At 46.7% G+C, this 17,620-nt stretch carries 17 protein-coding genes and 1 tRNA gene; 11 read left to right on the top strand and 7 right to left on the bottom strand.

Translation table 11 applies throughout. The features are described 5' to 3' along the window. Positions 1–8: 8 nt before the first annotated feature. A complete protein-coding gene (locus tag EBS36_00665; protein NBU31673.1) occupies positions 9–863 on the bottom strand; it encodes a bifunctional methylenetetrahydrofolate dehydrogenase/methenyltetrahydrofolate cyclohydrolase in 855 nt (284 codons plus the stop codon). Between the two features lie 222 nt (positions 864–1,085). On the opposite strand from EBS36_00665, the gene EBS36_00660 reads away from it, so the two are divergent. From EBS36_00660 to EBS36_00650, 3 genes are read left to right on the top strand one after another with little or no spacing between them, the layout of a single operon-like run. Next, on the top strand, positions 1,086–1,712 hold the full coding sequence (locus EBS36_00660) for a cobalamin-binding protein (protein NBU31672.1): 627 nt from the start codon (positions 1,086–1,088) through the stop codon (positions 1,710–1,712). Positions 1,713–1,733: 21 nt separating this feature from the next. Next, the gene (locus EBS36_00655) at positions 1,734–2,585 is read left to right on the top strand and encodes a methyltetrahydrofolate cobalamin methyltransferase (GenBank protein ID NBU31671.1); all 852 of its coding nucleotides are present in this window, start codon (positions 1,734–1,736) and stop codon (positions 2,583–2,585) included. Continuing rightward, a complete protein-coding gene (locus EBS36_00650; protein ID NBU31670.1) occupies positions 2,537–4,492 on the top strand; it encodes a DUF4445 domain-containing protein in 1,956 nt (651 codons plus the stop codon). Before EBS36_00655 ends, EBS36_00650 begins: the two co-directional genes overlap by 49 nt. Before the next feature lie 169 nt (positions 4,493–4,661). Here the strand turns inward: EBS36_00650 and EBS36_00645 are convergent. From EBS36_00645 to EBS36_00635, 3 genes are all read right to left on the bottom strand, one after another. Further along, positions 4,662–4,737: transfer RNA gene (locus EBS36_00645), tRNA-His, on the bottom strand. A gap of 75 nt (positions 4,738–4,812) precedes the next feature. Continuing rightward, the gene (locus tag EBS36_00640; GenBank protein NBU31669.1) at positions 4,813–5,394 is read right to left on the bottom strand and encodes an oligoribonuclease; all 582 of its coding nucleotides are present in this window, start codon (positions 5,392–5,394) and stop codon (positions 4,813–4,815) included. A 98-nt stretch (positions 5,395–5,492) separates the two neighbouring features. After that, positions 5,493–5,843, bottom strand: a complete 351-nt coding sequence (locus EBS36_00635) for a hypothetical protein (protein NBU31668.1) — start codon at positions 5,841–5,843, stop codon at positions 5,493–5,495. 78 nt (positions 5,844–5,921) lie between these two features. Here EBS36_00635 and EBS36_00630 point away from each other — a divergent pair, with 78 nt between their 5' ends. The 3 genes from EBS36_00630 to EBS36_00620 all read left to right on the top strand — a co-directional run bounded on the left by EBS36_00630 (position 5,922) and on the right by EBS36_00620 (position 9,046). Continuing rightward, positions 5,922–7,247, top strand: coding sequence for an AarF/ABC1/UbiB kinase family protein (locus EBS36_00630; GenBank protein NBU31667.1), 1,326 nt, complete (start codon positions 5,922–5,924; stop codon positions 7,245–7,247). A 71-nt stretch (positions 7,248–7,318) separates the two neighbouring features. Continuing rightward, entirely contained in the window at positions 7,319–7,780 is a 462-nt protein-coding gene (locus EBS36_00625) for an FMN-binding protein (GenBank protein ID NBU31666.1), read from the top strand. A gap of 51 nt (positions 7,781–7,831) precedes the next feature. Further along, the gene (locus EBS36_00620) at positions 7,832–9,046 is read left to right on the top strand and encodes a glycosyltransferase WbuB (protein NBU31665.1); all 1,215 of its coding nucleotides are present in this window, start codon (positions 7,832–7,834) and stop codon (positions 9,044–9,046) included. On the opposite strand, the gene EBS36_00615 is transcribed toward EBS36_00620, so the two are convergent. Together EBS36_00615 and EBS36_00610 are read right to left on the bottom strand one after the other, a co-directional pair. Continuing rightward, positions 9,036–10,142 carry a glycosyltransferase gene (locus EBS36_00615; GenBank protein NBU31664.1) on the bottom strand — a complete coding sequence of 369 codons (1,107 nt, stop codon included), beginning with the start codon at positions 10,140–10,142 and terminating at the stop codon, positions 9,036–9,038. The genes EBS36_00620 and EBS36_00615 overlap by 11 nt on opposite strands. Continuing rightward, positions 10,139–10,675 (bottom strand): putative colanic acid biosynthesis acetyltransferase, encoded by a 537-nt coding sequence (locus EBS36_00610; GenBank protein ID NBU31663.1) that lies wholly within the window; start codon positions 10,673–10,675, stop codon positions 10,139–10,141. Before EBS36_00610 ends, EBS36_00615 begins: the two co-directional genes overlap by 4 nt. 134 nt (positions 10,676–10,809) lie before the next feature. Here EBS36_00610 and EBS36_00605 point away from each other — a divergent pair, with 134 nt between their 5' ends. The 5 genes from EBS36_00605 (at position 10,810) to EBS36_00585 (ending at position 15,991) form a co-directional block, all read left to right on the top strand. Then, positions 10,810–11,664, top strand: a complete 855-nt coding sequence (locus EBS36_00605) for a glycosyltransferase (protein ID NBU31662.1) — start codon at positions 10,810–10,812, stop codon at positions 11,662–11,664. Then, entirely contained in the window at positions 11,657–12,757 is a 1,101-nt protein-coding gene (locus EBS36_00600; protein ID NBU31661.1) for a glycosyltransferase, read from the top strand. Before EBS36_00605 ends, EBS36_00600 begins: the two co-directional genes overlap by 8 nt. 49 nt (positions 12,758–12,806) lie before the next feature. After that, a complete protein-coding gene (locus EBS36_00595) occupies positions 12,807–13,538 on the top strand; it encodes a hypothetical protein (GenBank protein ID NBU31660.1) in 732 nt (243 codons plus the stop codon). 12 nt (positions 13,539–13,550) lie between these two features. Next, the gene (locus EBS36_00590; protein ID NBU31659.1) at positions 13,551–14,990 is read left to right on the top strand and encodes an oligosaccharide repeat unit polymerase; all 1,440 of its coding nucleotides are present in this window, start codon (positions 13,551–13,553) and stop codon (positions 14,988–14,990) included. A gap of 65 nt (positions 14,991–15,055) precedes the next feature. After that, complete coding sequence (locus tag EBS36_00585) at positions 15,056–15,991, top strand: GDP-L-fucose synthase (protein ID NBU31658.1); 936 nt, start codon at positions 15,056–15,058, stop codon at positions 15,989–15,991. 37 nt (positions 15,992–16,028) lie between these two features. On the opposite strand, the gene EBS36_00580 is transcribed toward EBS36_00585, so the two are convergent. Continuing rightward, complete coding sequence (locus EBS36_00580; GenBank protein ID NBU31657.1) at positions 16,029–17,402, bottom strand: sugar transferase; 1,374 nt, start codon at positions 17,400–17,402, stop codon at positions 16,029–16,031. Between the last annotated feature and the right edge of the window lie 218 nt (positions 17,403–17,620).

Genomic DNA, 17,620 nt, shown 5'->3' with positions numbered 1-17,620 from the left:
CCGCAGTATCAGATGTTTGCCTGCTTTTCGGCAGCATCTACTACATTTGCAAGTAGCATCGCCCGAGTCATTGGACCTGTTCCACCAGGCATCGGTGCAAAGTAGCCAGCAACTTGAGCAGCGCTTGGATGTATGTCGCCAAGTAGTCCCGCTTCGGTGCGAGTAATTCCGACATCTAAAAGAGCAGCGCCAGGTTTAACCATTTCGGCAGTAATGAAATGCGGTACACCAGCCGCTGCCACTACGATGTCGGCCTGCCGTAGGTGGTAAGTCAGATCTTTAGTCCCCGTGTGACACAAAGTTACCGTCGCATTTTCCGTTCTGCGAGTCAACAGTAAGCCAAGTGGGCGTCCAACAGTTACACCTCGACCAACAATTACGACTTCAGCTCCATCAAGTGGCACGTTGTAAGCGCGAAGCAGTTCAACAATTCCTCGCGGTGTGCAAGGAAGTGGCGCTGGCTCCCCAAGCACGAGTCGACCAAGATTCGTTGGATGGAGCCCATCTGCATCCTTCTCAGGCGACATTGAAGTCAATGCACCATTTGCATCAAGCCCTTTTGGCAGCGGAAGTTGCACGATGTAGCCAGTACAGCTCGGGTCTGTGTTCAACTGCGAGATTGCATCTAGGACGTCTGTTTGAGTTGCAGATGCTGGTAAATCTATTCGGATTGATTTAATCCCTACTTCTGCACAGTCTTTATGTTTGCCACCAACGTATGCATGAGAGCCTGGATCGTCACCAACCAAAATGGTGCCAAGTCCGGGCTGCACTCCAAGTGAATTCAGGCGTGCGACTCGCTGCTGCAACTGACTTCTGACTACTGCTGCGGTAGCCTTGCCATCGAGAATTACAGCGCTCATTTGGAACCTTTCAGGTAACGCACCTAACTAACAATGCCACATGTCACCTAGCCCAGTCACACTTAGTCGCCTTTGGCCAAAACCTGTTCATCAGCTGGCGGGCACATTGGCTCTTTAATTCGGTTGTTACTAAACTGAACTCTGAAACCAGTGTTTCAAGGCAATTCACCTTTTGCATCAATTGACTTTTCGGAGTGTGTAGTGACCGACATTTTGAAAGAAATGTACGAAGAGACGATGGCCGGCAATGCCCCAAGAGTTCTTGAATTGACCAATCAGGGCTTAGCAGAGGGTATGACCCCAGAAACCTTACTCTTTGAAGCCCTAATTCCTGCACTTGAAGAAGTTGGTGCGCGATTTGAGCGCGGAGATTACTTTGTGCCTGAGATGCTTATTGCCGGTCGGGCAATGAATGGCGCACTGGAGGTACTTCGACCACTGCTTGCTGACACCGGTGCAGAGACAATTGGCACTTTTGTGATGGGAACTGTCAAAGGCGATGTTCACGACATCGGAAAAAACTTAGTCAACATCATGCTCGAAGGCGCTGGATTTAATGTAATTGACTTAGGGGTCCAAGTATCTCCGGAGAAATTTGTTGCGGCTGTCCAAGAACATAAGCCTGACATTGTTGGCATGTCAGCATTCTTAACCACAACCATGCCGATGTTCAAAGTAAATATCGAAGAACTGACCAAGGCTGGATTACGTGATGACCTAATCGTGCTTGTTGGCGGAGCTCCAGTTACGCAGGAGTACGCTGATGTGGTGGGCGCTGACGGATATGCGGCAGATGCGTCAACTGCGGTTCGAGTTGCAAAATCGCTAATCGCGGCAAAACGTGCCTAACTGCAACATAAGGGGTATTGAATGCATACATTATTGAGTTCTGCAACCAAAGAAATCACGATGGGTGGCGACTTGCCATTTGTCATCATCGGTGAGCGCATCAATCCCACGGGCCGAAAAATATTTCAGGAAAAACTTCGCGCTGGCGATTTTTCAACTATAGAAATTGATGTTGCTGACCAGGTTGCCGGCGGTGCAGACATGCTTGATGTCAACATGGGAGTTCCACTTACCGATGAACCCGAGCTTCTGGCTAAGGCAATAAAACTAGTTCAAACTCTTACTGATTTACCGGTCTGCATTGATTCATCTGTTGTTGAAGCCCTTGAGGCTGGCCTGGCAGTTTATGAAGGTAAGGCACTTATCAATTCGATGACCGGTGAGGATGACCGGATGGAAGCGATTTTGCCATTAGTTAAAAAATATGATGCGGCGATAATTGCGCTACCAAATGATGAGACCGGTATCCCAATGACTGCGCCTGAACGCATGCTGATTGTTGACAAGATTGTTGTCGCAGTAGAGAAAGCTGGAATCTCACTGGAAAACTTAGTAATCGACCCTTTGGCAATGACCGTAGGTGCAGATCCAGAGGCGGTTAAAAACACACTTGAAACAATTCACCAGATAAAAGAGAAGTACGACTTAAATATGTCAATCGGTGGCTCCAATGTCTCGTTTGGCTTGCCAAATCGCCACGCACTCAATGCAGCCTTCTTGCCGATGGCGATTGCCGCCGGCTTGACTTCGGCAATTATGGACGCGCGTACTCCCGCCGTGGTTGAATCGGTCCGTGCCAGTGACCTCTTGATTGGCAATGATGCTTGGGGCGGAAACTGGATAACCCGATTCCGCGCGGCACAGAATGTCTAATCACTTCTAGTAGTCTTGGGTTACTTCGACCGAAAGATACTTACGTGAGCGATAACACGCCTTCTGCAACTGATGCAGCTGCACTTGGTCGTGTGCAACTCAAATTTGAGCCAAGTGGGCAGGAGGTTCGAGTGCCGCCTGGGGTCTCAGTTTTTGATGCGGCTTCCTGGAATGGCTTGGCAATTGACTCCACCTGTGGTGGACACGGAACTTGTAAGAAATGCAAGATTCAAATCCTGGAAGGCGAAGTTCCAGTCTCGAACCTTGATGTCCGAGCTTTCTCTTCCGAACAACTCGCACAAGGCTGGCGATTGGCTTGTGCCGCTAAAGCCAACGGCAATCTAAAAGTTGATGTCCCACCGCTTTCTACCCGACCTAAGGCAGCAACTGTAGGGGTTGGTCGGCAGGTAATTCTGCGCCCCACTGTGCAAAAGCGGTATGTCGAACTCGCTGAACCAAGTTTGCATGATCAGGCGATGGACTTAGAGCGACTACAAAAGTCTATTAGTGACATCGAGTTTTCTGCTGATTTATCGGTGCTACAAGCCTTGCCAACAATCCTTCGTTCGGCCAATTGGAAAGTGACTGCTGTAATTAACGACGATGTCTTAATTGCTGTTGAGTCAGGGGATACGTCGACTAAAAGTTATGCTGTAGCTTTTGACTTGGGCACTACTACAGTTGTGGCAACCTTACTCGATTTAAATACGGGCACCCCAGTTTGCGTAAAGTCCATGTTGAATAAGCAACAACCTTTTGGTGCTGACGTGATCTCGCGAATTTCTGCGACCATGCTTGACAGTAATGCGCTCGCGACGATGCAATTAGCAGCGGTAGAGACTTTGAATGAATTGTTAGCCGAAGTTTGCCAAGATTCTGGGGTCTCTTCCTCAAATATCTATGACATTGCGATTGCTGGCAATGCCACAATGATGGAATTGCTCTTAGGTATTAATCCAGAACCAGTTGGAGTCGCGCCATTTATCACGGCAACCCGCAGTTGGCCGATACTTAAAGCCAGTGAGATTGGCTTGGGTAGCCTGCCGAGTGCTAGATGCTACATTTTTCCACTGTTTGGCGCTTATGTTGGGGGAGACATTGTCGCTGGCGCACTTGCTACCGGGATGGACCGAGATAAGCGAGTCCGATTATTAATTGATGTTGGAACTAACTGTGAAATCGTACTGTCAGATGGTGACAAAATTCTTACTACCGCAGCTCCGGCCGGACCAGCTTTTGAAGCCGCCTCCATTTCGTGTGGAATGCGGGCCGCGGATGGCGCTATTGAAGTAGTGCAAATAATCGACGGCGACTTAATACTAGGGGTAATCGGAAATGTCGAGCCGGTCGGACTTTGCGGATCCGGACTAGTTGATGCAGTTTATGCACTGCATCAACAAGGAATAATCGATGATTCTGGTCGCTACATAACTAACGAAGGTGCCGAGCAACTAGTTCCAGGACTGGCAACAAGATTAATTACTTTAGAAAATCAGGAGCGGGCATTCGTGCTTGCCTGGGAAAACAATCGGCCATCAGTTTATCTGTCTCAGCGCGATGTTCGAGAGTTACAATTTGCCAAGGCATCAATCGCGACAGGCTGGCGTTTGCTTCTTGATGAGCTCAACCTTTCCTCAGAGGATGTACAGCAAGTTCTGCTCGCCGGCTCCTTTGGTTCATATTTGTCACCAGCTTCAGCGATTGGGATTGGTTTAGTGCCCAAACTTCCAGTTGCGAGAATTGTCAGCGCTGGAAATGTGGCAGGCGAAGGGGCGAAAATGGTTTTGTTATCTCAGGCCGAGCGACATGGTGCAACAACGTTACTTGAAGAAGTCGCCTATGTTGAACTCTCGGATCGCCCTGATTTTAATGATAAATTTATGGCTGAGCTCGCTTTGCCATCATAATCTTAAGTGCGGTAGCCGCCTGCTACGTACTGGTAGCAAAGCCTACTGAAATGACCCTTACCTATATGTGGAAGTGACAGAACCATTGAGGAAAATGTAATTCAAACAATGCCCTCAGTTTGCGAAACTTCTAAGGGAAATAAAAAGTGCCCACTAAGTAGCGGGCACTTGGGGTGAGTGACGGGACTCGAACCCGCGACGTCCTGGACCACAACCAGGTGCTCTACCAGCTGAGCTACACCCACCATGACTGCAAAAGAAACTTTGGCAGAGCTCTTAGTCTATGCCAGCGGAGAGCCAGGCGTTAAATTGCCGGCTTACTAAACATCAGTAGCGAACGGACGACCCATAATGTGCTCTGAAATTGCCCGAGCAGTTAGTGTGTCTGGTCCAGGTTCAGGCACCATAATTGCAGCGCGGTAGTAACGGAGTTCATTGATTGAATCTCTGGTATCGCCCAGTGCTCGGTGATTTCCGGTCTTCAATGGATTGGCAAAGTAAGTGCGCGAGTACCAGCGCCTGGCCAATTCTTTGAGGCTGGAAACATCAATAATCCGATAATGCAAGTATGAATCGACACGAGGCATATCTCTGCGCAAGAAAATCCGATCGACATAGACACTTGAGCCAGCAAGTGGAGCCTTGAATGATTCTGGAACGTGTGAAGTCACGTAATCAAAGAGTTGCTGCTCTGCTTCTTCAAGAGTCAACCCGCTTGGAATGTCATGGAGCAATCCTGAGGCAGTGTGCATTTGAGTGACTACTGGGTCCATCGTGTCTAGTTTTTCTTGCGGAACTTTGATGACAACTTCGAAGCCATCATCCAATTCATTGAGTTCGCTGTCAGTGACGATGCAGGCAATTTCCACAAGCGAGTCATTAACAAAATCAAGACCCGTCATTTCGCAGTCTATCCAGACAATTCGGTCAGTTTTTGATTCGCTCACGCAATAAGCCTAACCAGTTAGGAAAAAGATTAATGAGAGGGTTAAAGCCAAGGCTATTTTGCTAGCTTTTCTTCAAGCTCTACAACTCGCTTTCGAAGTGCGGCAAGCTCCGCTTCCTGCACCAAACCAAGGCGACCAACGACTTTGTCCACTTCGTCAGCAACGGACTCAGATACGTCTGCTGAACCTTCATGGTCCCGATTACACATGTTTGGTCGAGGCAACGTGTCTGCTAAGTCGAGAAGTGCAGAAATCGCAGATGCACTAAGAGTGACTACGGCAGCATTGACCGCATCTACATCAACCATCGGAGCACTTTCGTCTGCACGTTGTTCACGAACTCGATTGCCTATTGAATCTAACGTGTCTGCGGCTTGACGAAGGATTGAAGAGAGATCAAACATAAGAACAGCGTAATCTGATGTGACATATCACGCACTTGCTGGAGATGCGCTGTGTTGAGTATCACGCGACAATGAAATGTGCCAGAAATGCCAACCTATGCCTTGAGCCGAACCGCAAAATTGGCTTCGGTGCCAGTAAGTCATGCTGGTAGGCGGGCGGTGGTTGCTGGCACCCGGATAGGTGGTGGGGACTCGCAGGCGGCATTAATCCGTGCTCAACGTCGCACGGCCGAACAACTTTTTAGCGTTCTTGGCACGCTAAAGGGCGGCGCTATGAAATTTGGTCAAGTACTGAGCGTCCTTGAGGCGGCCTTGCCCGAAGAGATGATTGCTCCTTACCGAGAATCTCTAACAAAGTTGCAAGACAGCGCCCCTCCTATGTCGGCCAAGAATGTGGAACTGCAGTTAACTAAGAGCCTCGGGAAAGATTGGCGTGGTCGATTTCAAAAGTTTTCAGACCTACCTTCAGCTGCTGCGTCCATCGGACAAGTGCACAAGGCGATTTGGCACGATGGGCGCGAAGTCGCAGTAAAAATCCAGTATCCCGGAGCTGCAAAAGCGGTCATGTCAGACCTCAATCAAGTGTCCCGCATGGGCAACATTTTTGCCTTTGCCTTTCCAGGTATTGACCTAAAAGCACTCTTAGCAGAATTAAAGCTCCGCGTTGGCGAAGAGCTTGATTATTTGCACGAGTCAAAAGTTCAACGTAAGTTTGCAGTCGCCTTTGACGGACACAAAGATTTTTTCATTCCACACGTTCTTTCTGCGGCGAGTGAAGTCGTTGTTACCGAATGGGTAGAAGGAAAATCTCTTGCACGCATAATTGAATCAGGGACTCAAGATGAGCGCGATAAATATGGAAAAATGTACCTTCGTTTCCTGCTGTCAGGACCAAAAATTGCTGGCCTGATGCATGCAGATCCCCATCCAGGAAATTTTCGCGTTATGCCAGATGGCCGACTAGCAGTTCTAGATTTCGGCGCCACCGCAGACTTACCTGATGGCCTGCCGAAGGCAATGGGAAAGTTACTGTTGGTAGCCATGGCCAATGATGGCTCCGGAATTGAATCTGGTTTGCGCGCTGAAGGATTTATCCGACCAGGCATCCAAATTGATCCGGAGTCATTACGTGATTATTTGGCTCCATTTACTGAGCCAGCAAAAACCCAGGTTTTCAAGCACAGTAGGGAGTGGTTACGGGAGCAATTCTCGCGAACTAGTGACCCACGCAATCCAGACTGGGCAATAGGACTGAAAATAAATTTGCCACCGAATTATTTGCTAATTCATCGGGTTTGGCTGGGAAGTATTGGTGTGCTCTGTCAACTGGAGTCCGAATTTTCGGTAATAGACGAATTTATTGACTGGGTTCCTGGCTTTCAGCAAGACTTAGTCACTTCTTGACCAATTCTTAACACTTCTCGGTATCTCCCTTTTACTTCAGTTTGCAATGCTGGAAAAGTAAAAGGAGAGTTATGAGAAAGAATCAGCTGTTTGCACTTAGTACATTTGCCGGAATTGCTGGAACTACATTCTTATCAGCCGGAGCGACCTCAGTTGGAAGTACTGGATCTCTTAGTGCAAGCGGGCTACGACCAAGTCAACCGGTTACGCAGAGTCACTTCGCTAACACATCGAGTTCCGCAATTAGCCTCAAGACTCGTTCGATTACTGGCGATTCTGTTTGGGTAAATTTTGGCTACGTGCAGGTTAAAGCAATAGTCAAAGGCAAAAAATTGCTTAACGTCAAAGTAGAAAAATCTCCAAATCAAGATGGAAACTCGATGATGATAGCTAGATACTCCTTGCCCATTTTGCGCAAGGAAGCACTGGCAGCCCAATCCGCAAGAATCAAATCGGTAAGCGGTGCTTCCTACACTTCTTATGGCTACAAGCAATCATTGCAGTCGGCTCTAGTAAAGGCAGGCATCAGTTAGGCAAGCCCTAGGACTTTATCAACTGGCTGTGGTGACCCAATACAATGAACTGTGACTTCAGATTCCAAGAAAATCTGCCTTATTGCCGTTAATTACTTCCCCGAAGTAACGGGATGTGCGCCGTACACCACAGACTTGGCTGAAAATTTAGTAAAACTTGGGCATGATGTGACTGTAATTACTGCGCTACCGCATTACCCACAGTGGTCAATTCCACCAGAATACAAAACTAAAGAACGTCGGAATGAAGTCCTAAATGATGTTCAAGTTCTGCGCTGCAAGATATTCGTGCCGGCAAAGATGTCCGCATTAGCGCGAGTTGCTTTTGAGGCATCATTTCTGTTTTCAGCATGGTGGCGAAGTCGATCTCAAAGACCGGATATTGTCATCGCCGTAAGTCCAGCACTAGCCGACGTAGTCGTTGGAGCAGCTTTAGCGAAGCGGCGGAAAGTACCATTTGGAGTTCTGGTTCAGGATTTGATGACTGCTGCTACCACTCAGTCGAATATTTCTGGTGGTGACAAGGTTGCAGGTCTTGCCTCGGCAATTGAAAGTAAGTATCTACAGCGCGCTGATTCGGTGGCGGCCATAACTGAATCCTTTTCGGATTCCATTATTGGGTTAGGGGTAAATTCAGACGACGTTGTAGTTTCACCAAACTACTCCGTGAAAAACATTGTCAAGATTCCACGTGAGCAAGCGCGAGCACAACTAGGCTGGCCAACTGACACTTTCGTGCTTACCCACACAGGAAATATGGGATTGAAACAAGATTTAGGCAACCTTATTGAGGCAATCCGACTTGTTGACTCAGACCAGGTAAGGCTCCTGCTGGTTGGCGACGGCAGTCAACGCGCGGAATTGGAACAAATGGCTGGTGCTGATCCAAAAATCGAATTCATGGGACTTGTCGATGAAAGTGATTATTCAGCACTGCTTTCAGCTAGTGATGTTTTGCTGCTAAATGAAGCGCCAACAATTTTCGACATGTCGCTACCATCCAAGCTCACAGCTTATGAAGCTTCTGGTCAACCAATTTTGGGTGCAGTCGTCCCTGGCGGAAATACCTCAAAAGTCCTTGCAAAGTTAGCTCAGGCGAAGCAAGTTCCAGCTGGTGAACCAAGAGCGCTTGCCGAGGAAATTACTGCTCTTCTTGGTCAGGGTACCCAATTAAAGTCCGAAAAATCGGAGCAAACAACGTTGTCAGATGCAGGTGAGTTACGAGCTCAGCGAATCAATTGGGTACTGAACTTTTTTAAGAAGTAGCGGCCCGATAGATAGCCAAGAGTTCGTCACCAATGTGCTTCATTGAGAATTCCTTTTGCGCTAGTTCCAATGCGCTAGCTGAGTAAGTTAGCAAATCTTGAGTAATCACTTTTACCGCATTAACCAGGCCGTCAACAGATCCGTCAGTCACAATGCCAGCGTTTCCTCGTTGAATGTATGGAGCAAGTCCGCAGCTGTCGGTAAGCACTACTGGAATGCCACACGATAAGGCTTCAAGGATGATCATTGGAAATGGTTCGTTTACCGACGGCAGCACCAGGATTAGTGTTCGTGAAAGTAAATCAAGTACGCCATCGTGATCTTTGGGTCCAACATAAGTTACTCGTTGGGCTAAAGCATGCTTCTCGATCAGAGAAAGGACTGCGTTGAGTTCACCTTCATCCGCACCAGCAATCTTGAAATCAGAAAAATTTTCGTCGCCAGACAATTTTGCTGCCATCTCGACAAACCGGGTTGGTCTCTTTCGCTCTTGCAATCTTGAAATGAATGAGATGCTAGTTCTCTCAACAGCAGAAGACTTGGACTGAGCGGGAACCCCATTTGGTAAAAAAGCTAAATTGCTTAAAGCGGACTTAGCCACCGCGGGATAATCCTGCTGCTCTTGCTCGGTTAAATAAAGCAACTTGCTGGCCTGTATTAGGGATTTTCTAACCAGCAGGAAGTCAAGAATTCTTCCGGTGGCTCTCTGTGTCGGGTCTATCATGCCGTGGCCCTGAATCACGTAAGGAACATTTCGCAACCGACAAATGAAGGTGATTGGCAAGGTGATTAGATCGCGGGCAAGGTGAATGTGAACAACATCAAAATTCCTTACATTACGCCAAGCCCAAGCTAGTAGTTTCAGCGAAATCAGACCGCTAAAGCCAAGTTTTGCGTGGATTTGCCTGACTGCAAATAGATTTGCGTTGATCCCTTCAATTTCTTGCGGAATCGTTGGGTAATCGCGGCACCCACCAACTAACTCAACCTTTATATCTCGACTCTTAAGTTCATGGGCCAGATTTAGGGCGACCCGAATCGGACCCCCAAAGGCATTGTCGGGCGATTGAAGAGTAAATGCGTGCAGTATTTTCAAGATGGCTCAGCTATCTCTCGCAGTTGACCATTGATAAGCAGGCTGTTATTCGGAATTTCTCCGCGTGCAATCTCTCGCGCTGAAATCACGCAGTTTTCGCCAATTTCAGCGCCGGGCAAAACGGTTGCCCGAGCTGCAATCCAAGAACCATTTCCGATCGTTATTGGTCGATTGCGATAGGGGAAATCAATTTTTGCATGGTCGTGAGAGCCACTACAAAGCATGGCTTCTTGGGAGATGCATACGTCATCACCAATTGTGACTTCTACGATGTTTATGATTCGAGCGCCTTCTCCAAGCCAGCAGTTGTCACCAATGTGTATCTTCCACGGCCACATGATGCGAACATCATGGCGAATAAAGACATTTTCGCCAACCCTCGCTCCGAACAGTCGCAGTGCTGATGCCCTGAATCTGTTTGGGAACCAAAATTTCTGGAAAATCAAAAATGAGAAGCCAAACCAGAGCGCCTGCCAGACTTTGTTGCGACCACGGTCATAGCCAGCGGCATCGAATTTACTTAGATCTCGCATAGCGGCCTTTGTGCTGATTTAGTAGGAACAGGGCAATTCTACTATCAGCGGTTGAGAAAACTTGCGACTAATTCGGAGCAGGAAATGTTGGTATTCTTGGCAAAGGACATAAGACACAAAGCATGGGGTACTAAGTGCTAGACGAGAAGTATGTAATCGGTATATGCACGACTGGAACTCGGGCAACTTTAGACCTTTTTCTGGACAAATTTATTCCCACGCTCAACGAGCATTCTGAAAACTTGCGCATCGTAATCGCGATTAATGGTGTTGGAGATATTGAGGTCGCCCAACTTCCTAATCTCACAGTTGTTCGCGAACTAAGACCAGGAATTGCATACGCACGCAACCGAGTCCTTCAAGAAGTCAATCCTGACGAGAACTTGATATTTATCGATGATGACGAGTACCCCGACGAGAAATGGTTCACCAATCTGACTCGAGCGCATAAGCAGTTTCCCACGGACATCATCTTCGGTCCAGTTTATGAAGTTGATGATGGCGGCGAAGTGGTCAAGGACTCTAAAATACGACCAATGCGAAATCTTGCTACTGGTACTTTATTGAAGTCGGCAGCAACTAATAACCTGCTGATTCCAAGTAATATCATTGGCTCGCGTCATTTGTATTTTGATATTTACTTCAATAGAGGTGGATCAGACTCCGATTTAACAATCAGACTCGGCAATGCCGGCTACCTGATTCGCTGGGTTTCCGATGCCATCCTGTATGAAGTGCAAGATAGCGAAAGATCGAATTCAGACTGGGCTTACAATCGCAACTGTCGCAACTCTGCTTTGTATCCTTTGGTTATTCTGAGGAATAGTTCCGTGCCTTATATATTTGCCTACTTCTTGAAAAAACTATTTCAGGTGTGTATTTATTTCTTCCTTCAGTTTTTCGGCATTAAATTCAAAAAGAAGTACCACTTGTTCAAATTGAGCATTAAGTCCTTGCTCACAGGTGATTCGGGACTTTACAGTGACTAGTTACCAGGGTGCAAAAAAGCCAAAAGTGCTGTGGCTAACAAATCTAGCTACTCCCTATCGAATCCCACTATGGAAATGGCTAAACCAGGAAGTCGACCTCACTCTAGGAATGCTCCGAGATCCAGCTAGAAATAGATTTGGCGATTGGGATCAAGACTCACTTGGCGTGAAAACCCAGTTCTATATGTCTCCCACACTTTCAATCGGCAGGCGAGCTATTTATTTCCCGAACGGTCGCCTTAAAAAGGCACTCAAAGGTGATTTTGATGTATTTGTCCTGGGCGGATGGGAATCTCCTGCCTATTTTTATGCGCTCTGGATTGCTAAGCGCAAAGGAATTCGCGTTATTGGGCATGCTGGTTCAACCTCATTTTCTAGTGAGTTCTCGGGAAGCGCAGTTGCCAAGTTAAGAAGCTGGTTTCATCGGCAACTTGATTTTGTTGTTAGCTATGGCACAGAGGCCACTAAATTCCTAGTTGGAATGGGAGTAGCTGAGAGTAAGATTTCAACCGCATTCAATAGCGTGGATAACACCTATTTTTATCAGGAGATCTCAAAGTTAAATCGCCAGCCGGTTAACAAAATTGGGCATAACTTTATTTTTGTTGGACGACTGATGCCACTGAAGAATATCGCCAACATAATTTTGGCGTTTAACCAGATTAAGCAGCAAGGCGATACTCTGCGAATCATCGGGCGCGGCAAGCTGCGCGACGAGTTGGTTGAATTTAACAAGAGCCTAGACCTAGAGTCAGAAGTTCAATTTGTTGACCACAAAGAGCCGCATGAACTGATTCAAGAATATGCAGTGGCGAATACCTTAATCTTGGCATCGACCACTGAAGTCTGGGGCTTAGTAGTTAACGAAGCGTTAGTTTGCGGATTAAATGTTGTAGTCAGTTATAGATGTGGCGTCTCAGCTGACATTGCACACATGGACGGCGTCTACATTTCTGGCAGCGATTCTGAGTCCATAGCAAGCAAGATGAATGAGAGTCGCGAACATTGGAGTGGCCCTAGGGAAAATCCAGCGATCATTGAATACACAATCGAACGATACGGTAAACACTTTCTGGAAGCGATTAATCGATAAATCGATTAAGTGAATTTAGAATGTTAAAAGTGAGAGCAGGAATTTAGGAATGAAACAGTTGCAGAGAGTTGTTGTCGTTGGTGGCTCCACAGCCTCGGGACATTCGATAGATGAAGACAAGAATTTCGGCTACCTAACTTCAACCCGACTAGATTTACCTCTGCATTTCTATACTTCTGACTTAGCGAAGATGGAACAACTGAACGAAATTATCGAGTCCAGTGACATCTCCAAGAATGATCTTGTCTTAATCCTTGCTGGAATTGGCGACTCATGGCCTCAACCACAAGGTATTTTTCAAAGAATCCTCCCTCCATCTTGGCGCGGAGCAGGAAAAATGAATCCTGCCTCCAGAATGAGCCGAAGCTTTAGTCGAAGAATAAGACAGCGCGTTCGACATTTCTTGAAATTTTCCGTCAAGTTATTCTTCTGGATACTGGGTTATTACCGACCAGACACGAATAAAGCGAAATTCTCAACGGATGTATCAAATATCATTCAGACTATTCAGAAAATTGGCTGTCCTACCATCTGGCTATTCCCACAAAAGCCTCGGATTTTTTCGACTTTTATCGAATTATCTACAGTACGTAAATATATTTCGATAATTACAAATCAACTGGAAGAGTCTGGTGCTGAGAACATTCTGGCAATCGACATTAATTCGGTGATCGACGATCAAGCTGACATTCTCGGTGACGGTCTTCATCTGGCCGAATCTGGACACGAAAAAGTAGCACAGAAGATAGTTTCATCAACGACTGAAATTTTCAAAGGTTAGAATCGCACTACTATGAGCACTCTAGCTTCAACAACGAACGGTGTGACCTCTGCAAGTGGCGAAGTCTCCAAACTTGCATTTGGCAAAGCATTTTTCGCATTTATTGCAGTTGGGCCACTTTGGCTGGGGTTGCTTCAAGTTCCATTTGATGAATTTGCAGGCAGATACATAGTCCTAACACAGGTAATCCTGATACTTATATCTGCAGTGATGTTCACGATCGAATTTCGTAAAGCTAATCCCCGGCCGCTACTGTTGATGATTTGGCTATTTAATGCAGCAGCATTCGGGATTCCTGGATTAAGTCAAATTCTTTCTAGTACGTATCCTTGGCCGCTTTTAGTTTCTGATGAGGAAATTTTTGCAGCCCAACTAGCGACAATATTTTCCTCATTATTACTTGTCTTCTTAATTGAAATGTCATCTGCCGAGAAAGCTCGAGAAGTCGCAGTTAGAAGAGTGGATACCTTTAGGTTGCGTAACCTAACCCTTTTCCTAGTTCCAGCCCTGTTGTATACCTTTCAATTGGGTGGCGGCTTGCAGGCGTTCTTTAGTTCTCGAGGAGCGTTATCAGCTGCCAAATCTGCCGCCGGCTTGTCAAAAGCGCAGAGTGGCTTGTTCTTCACTGGCACTCAGTCACTAACTCTTTTAGTTTGCGTGTGTGCGCTTATTCTGCGTAAGCGCGAAAAGAATAATGCCGTTGCCAACATCGCGCTATTTGTGTCCGTTTCTGGCCTGTTGATTATTGCAAACCCACTTTCTGCCAGTCGATTTTGGTTCTTTACCGTTGTTACGACTTTGGCTCTGGCAACAATAACATTGACGCCTGGACGAATTAGATTTGGCGCGATGTCTGTGTTTATTGGCATCCTGTTCATTTTTCCCTTGGCTGATTACTTTCGGCGCGAAAACCGCACAGTAGGTTCGGTTGGATCATCCGCATGGCAGACCGGGGACTTCGATACCTTGCAAATTACTTCATCCGCGATTAATTGGTTTTATCAGAATGGCTCCGTTTGGGGTCATCAGTTAATGGGGGCTATCTTTCCGATGGTCCCTAGAAGTATTTGGCCGAGTAAACCGTACGACACCGGAATCTTGATAGCCCGAGCAAACGGCATGAAATTTGAGAACATCTCTGGACCATGGGTGGGTGAAGCGGTAATTAATTTTGGCTTTTTTGGTGTAGTTCTTTTCCCGATTGCAATGGCCTATGGCGCAAGAATAATTCGCCGCAGAACAGAATTTTTCCCAGATGACTTTGGCGTTATTCTCGGTGCATTCTCGGTCGGGTATCTTCCCATTGTGCTGAGAGGCTCCTTAATTCAGGCATCTGGAGCCGCAGGTATTTTCACACTTTTAGCGCTGTATTTGATGCCAAAAGTTAGTAGCTCAAAGAGATTGAAATCCCGCTTAGATGTGGTGCCGAGGCAATCAGCTCCAACCAATTAATTGAGTTTCCGAATTTTTCCAGGGACTATGCTTTATTTATCATCGCTATCGCATGGAGTTGACTTGTGACTGAAATTAAGAAAAGCGCGAAAATTTACATTGCTGGACATAGAGGTTTAGTTGGGTCAGCACTTTGGGCGCATTACACGAATCTAGGCTTTGAAAATTTGATTGGCTGGCGTTCGACTGAATTAGATCTGCGGGATCGTGACCAAACAATTTCAGCACTAGCCGATGCTAAGCCGGATGTAGTAATAATGGCCGCGGCCAAGGTAGGCGGAATTGTTGCCAACAACACCTACCCCGTTGAGTTTCTTCAAGACAATATCCGGATTCAGGCTAATGTCTTTGAGGCTGCACACTTAGCGGACGTTGGTCAGCTGCTATTCCTGGGATCTTCGTGCATCTATCCAAAGTTTGCGCAGCAACCAATCTCAGAAGACTCGCTACTTACCGGCCCGTTGGAACCAACAAACGATGCTTATGCAATTGCCAAGATTGCTGGAGTGTTGAACATCCAGGCTTACCGCCGTGAATATGGGCGCAAGTGGATTTCCGGGATGCCAACTAATCTCTATGGCGAAAGAGATAATTTTGATTTACAGAGTAGCCATGTGTTGCCAGCAATGATTCGTAAGTTCCACGATGCCAAAGTGGGGAACGCGCCAGATGTCACTCTTTGGGGGACTGGAAGTCCACTGAGGGAATTCCTACATGTTGCTGACTTGGCTCGTGCGTGCCATTTCCTGCTAGAAAACTACGACGATGGAGCTCCAATCAACATTGGCTGGGGCCAAGATGTTCCAATTAAAGAACTTGCTCAAATAGTAAAAGAAACGGTTGGCTTCTCAGGAAATATTGTTTGGGACACCACTAAGCCAGATGGCACACCTCGCAAATTACTCGACACTTCCAAAATTAATAATCTTGGGTGGGAGCCCAATATTGAGCTTCGCGACGGCATTGCGAGCACTTACCAGTGGTATTTGCAAAACCTGTAAGAATGCATTTTCGAGATTCAGTTATTTACATTCAAATTTAGTAAGAGCCATGCCCGGTCAGGACAACTTTTACCGTGCGCAGCAAGATACCCAAATCAAGTCCGATAGACCAGTTGTGGACATACTGCAGGTCCATCTGCATTCGTTCTTCCCAAGATGTCTCTTTGCGCCCACTAACTTGCCATAATCCAGTAAGTCCAGGCTTAGTTAGGTGCCTGCGATGATCTTCGTCGCCCAAAAGATCAAGTTCTTCTTTTAACAAAGGTCGCGGACCAATCAATGACATGTCACCCTTAATGACACTAAACAACTGCGGCAACTCATCTAAGGAGAATCTGCGCAAAATTCGCCCAAATGGATAGATGCGTGGGTCAGTCTTGTAGCGCTGTGCCATGTCTTCATCTGGTAAACCAAGCACATCTTCACGCATTTGTTCGGCGCCGACTATCATCGTTCGAAATTTAATAAATTTGAACTCATTGCCAGCAAGCCCGATTCTTGGCTGAGTAAAAATAATTGGGCGACCGTTAGACAGTAATACTCCAATTGCAATGAAAAGCAATATCGGCGAAAACAGAATTGTGGCTAAGCCGGCTACCACAATATCGAACGTCCGCTTTACCAGTTGATTTATGGGCGAAAGCTTTGGCTCGTCAATATACATCAGGGGCAGCTCATGGTGGATGTCCAATCCAAGCCTGGGGCCAAGGGCACTAATGAAAGAGATGCCGATCAAGACATCAACATCGCGCTGATTTACATGCCAGGAGAGTAAATTGACCAATTTTTGGTTTGTCTCTTCACTGTCCTCAATTATCAGTACTTTAACGCCACCTTCTTCTATCGCTTGGTCAATTGTCTGGAGCCAAGCACGTTGGTTGGCATAGGACATCTCGCTATGAATCTCAAGTCGACCGATCGCATCAAAGCCGAATCTAGGATTTCGCTTTAGGATTGCAGTGGTTTGGTTGGCATAACTTGGGCTACCCAAAATAAGAGTTTTTCTTAACATTTGTCCGTTATCACGGGCCATCAGCATTCTTCCGTTGAGGAATTTTCGCCCAGACAAAATTAGTACGGTACTTACTGCATAACCGATTAATAGAACGAAGCGGTTGGGGTCATGCTTGAACAAATAGCTGAGCGTTCCAATGACAAGTAGCGCATTGGTTGCACCCGAAATAATCCTTCTGGTCTCTTCAGCACCCGCGCCGATATGTCTAGTTTTGTAACATCCTGCGATGTAAAGACTTACAGAAAAAATCACGGCAGTGAGAATCGCATCGAGCGTGTGGGTTACATCTAATGCGTAGTTGTATTCCAGATTTATTCGGGCAATGGCAGAGAATGTCATGCCGAAAAAGATGATCAAGTTGTCAAGAATTAGGGCATTGCGCTGGCCAACGTTCATATCCCCTCAATCCTAGAGGCAATTCCCCATGCGCTAACTCCGGGGGATTGTGCCCTCGAAAGTACATTCTAGTTCTCAAATTCCTTAAAAATGTAGGCAATTTTTGACTGTGAGTTAGGCGTAGTGTCGCAGGTGCTGGCGTTGCTAACTTTTAGGATTATTACGGGCAAATTCAAGCTGTAATCATTTTGTTAAGGGCTACCGAGACTGCTAGTCTG

The organism is Actinomycetota bacterium (assembly GCA_009923495.1).
Lineage (GTDB): Bacteria > Actinomycetota > Actinomycetes > S36-B12 > UBA5976 > UBA5976.
The sequence above is the reverse complement of the archived record's forward strand: the minus strand, read 5'-3'. Positions and strand labels throughout refer to the sequence as shown.

What these genes read in the sequence shown, in the direction of transcription:
- EBS36_00665 (NBU31673.1), bottom strand. Translation starts at nt 863, where the DNA reads ATGAGCGCTGTAATTCTCGATGGCAAGGCTACCGCAGCAGTAGTCAGA.
- EBS36_00660 (NBU31672.1), top strand. Translation starts at nt 1,086, where the DNA reads ATGTACGAAGAGACGATGGCCGGCAATGCCCCAAGAGTTCTTGAATTG.
- EBS36_00655 (NBU31671.1), top strand. Translation starts at nt 1,734, where the DNA reads ATGCATACATTATTGAGTTCTGCAACCAAAGAAATCACGATGGGTGGC.
- EBS36_00640 (NBU31669.1), bottom strand. Translation starts at nt 5,394, where the DNA reads ATGACGGGTCTTGATTTTGTTAATGACTCGCTTGTGGAAATTGCCTGC.
- EBS36_00635 (NBU31668.1), bottom strand. Translation starts at nt 5,843, where the DNA reads ATGTTTGATCTCTCTTCAATCCTTCGTCAAGCCGCAGACACGTTAGAT.
- EBS36_00625 (NBU31666.1), top strand. Translation starts at nt 7,319, where the DNA reads ATGAGAAAGAATCAGCTGTTTGCACTTAGTACATTTGCCGGAATTGCT.
- EBS36_00610 (NBU31663.1), bottom strand. Translation starts at nt 10,675, where the DNA reads ATGCGAGATCTAAGTAAATTCGATGCCGCTGGCTATGACCGTGGTCGC.
- EBS36_00595 (NBU31660.1), top strand. Translation starts at nt 12,807, where the DNA reads ATGAAACAGTTGCAGAGAGTTGTTGTCGTTGGTGGCTCCACAGCCTCG.
- EBS36_00590 (NBU31659.1), top strand. Translation starts at nt 13,551, where the DNA reads ATGAGCACTCTAGCTTCAACAACGAACGGTGTGACCTCTGCAAGTGGC.
- EBS36_00580 (NBU31657.1), bottom strand. Translation starts at nt 17,402, where the DNA reads ATGAACGTTGGCCAGCGCAATGCCCTAATTCTTGACAACTTGATCATC.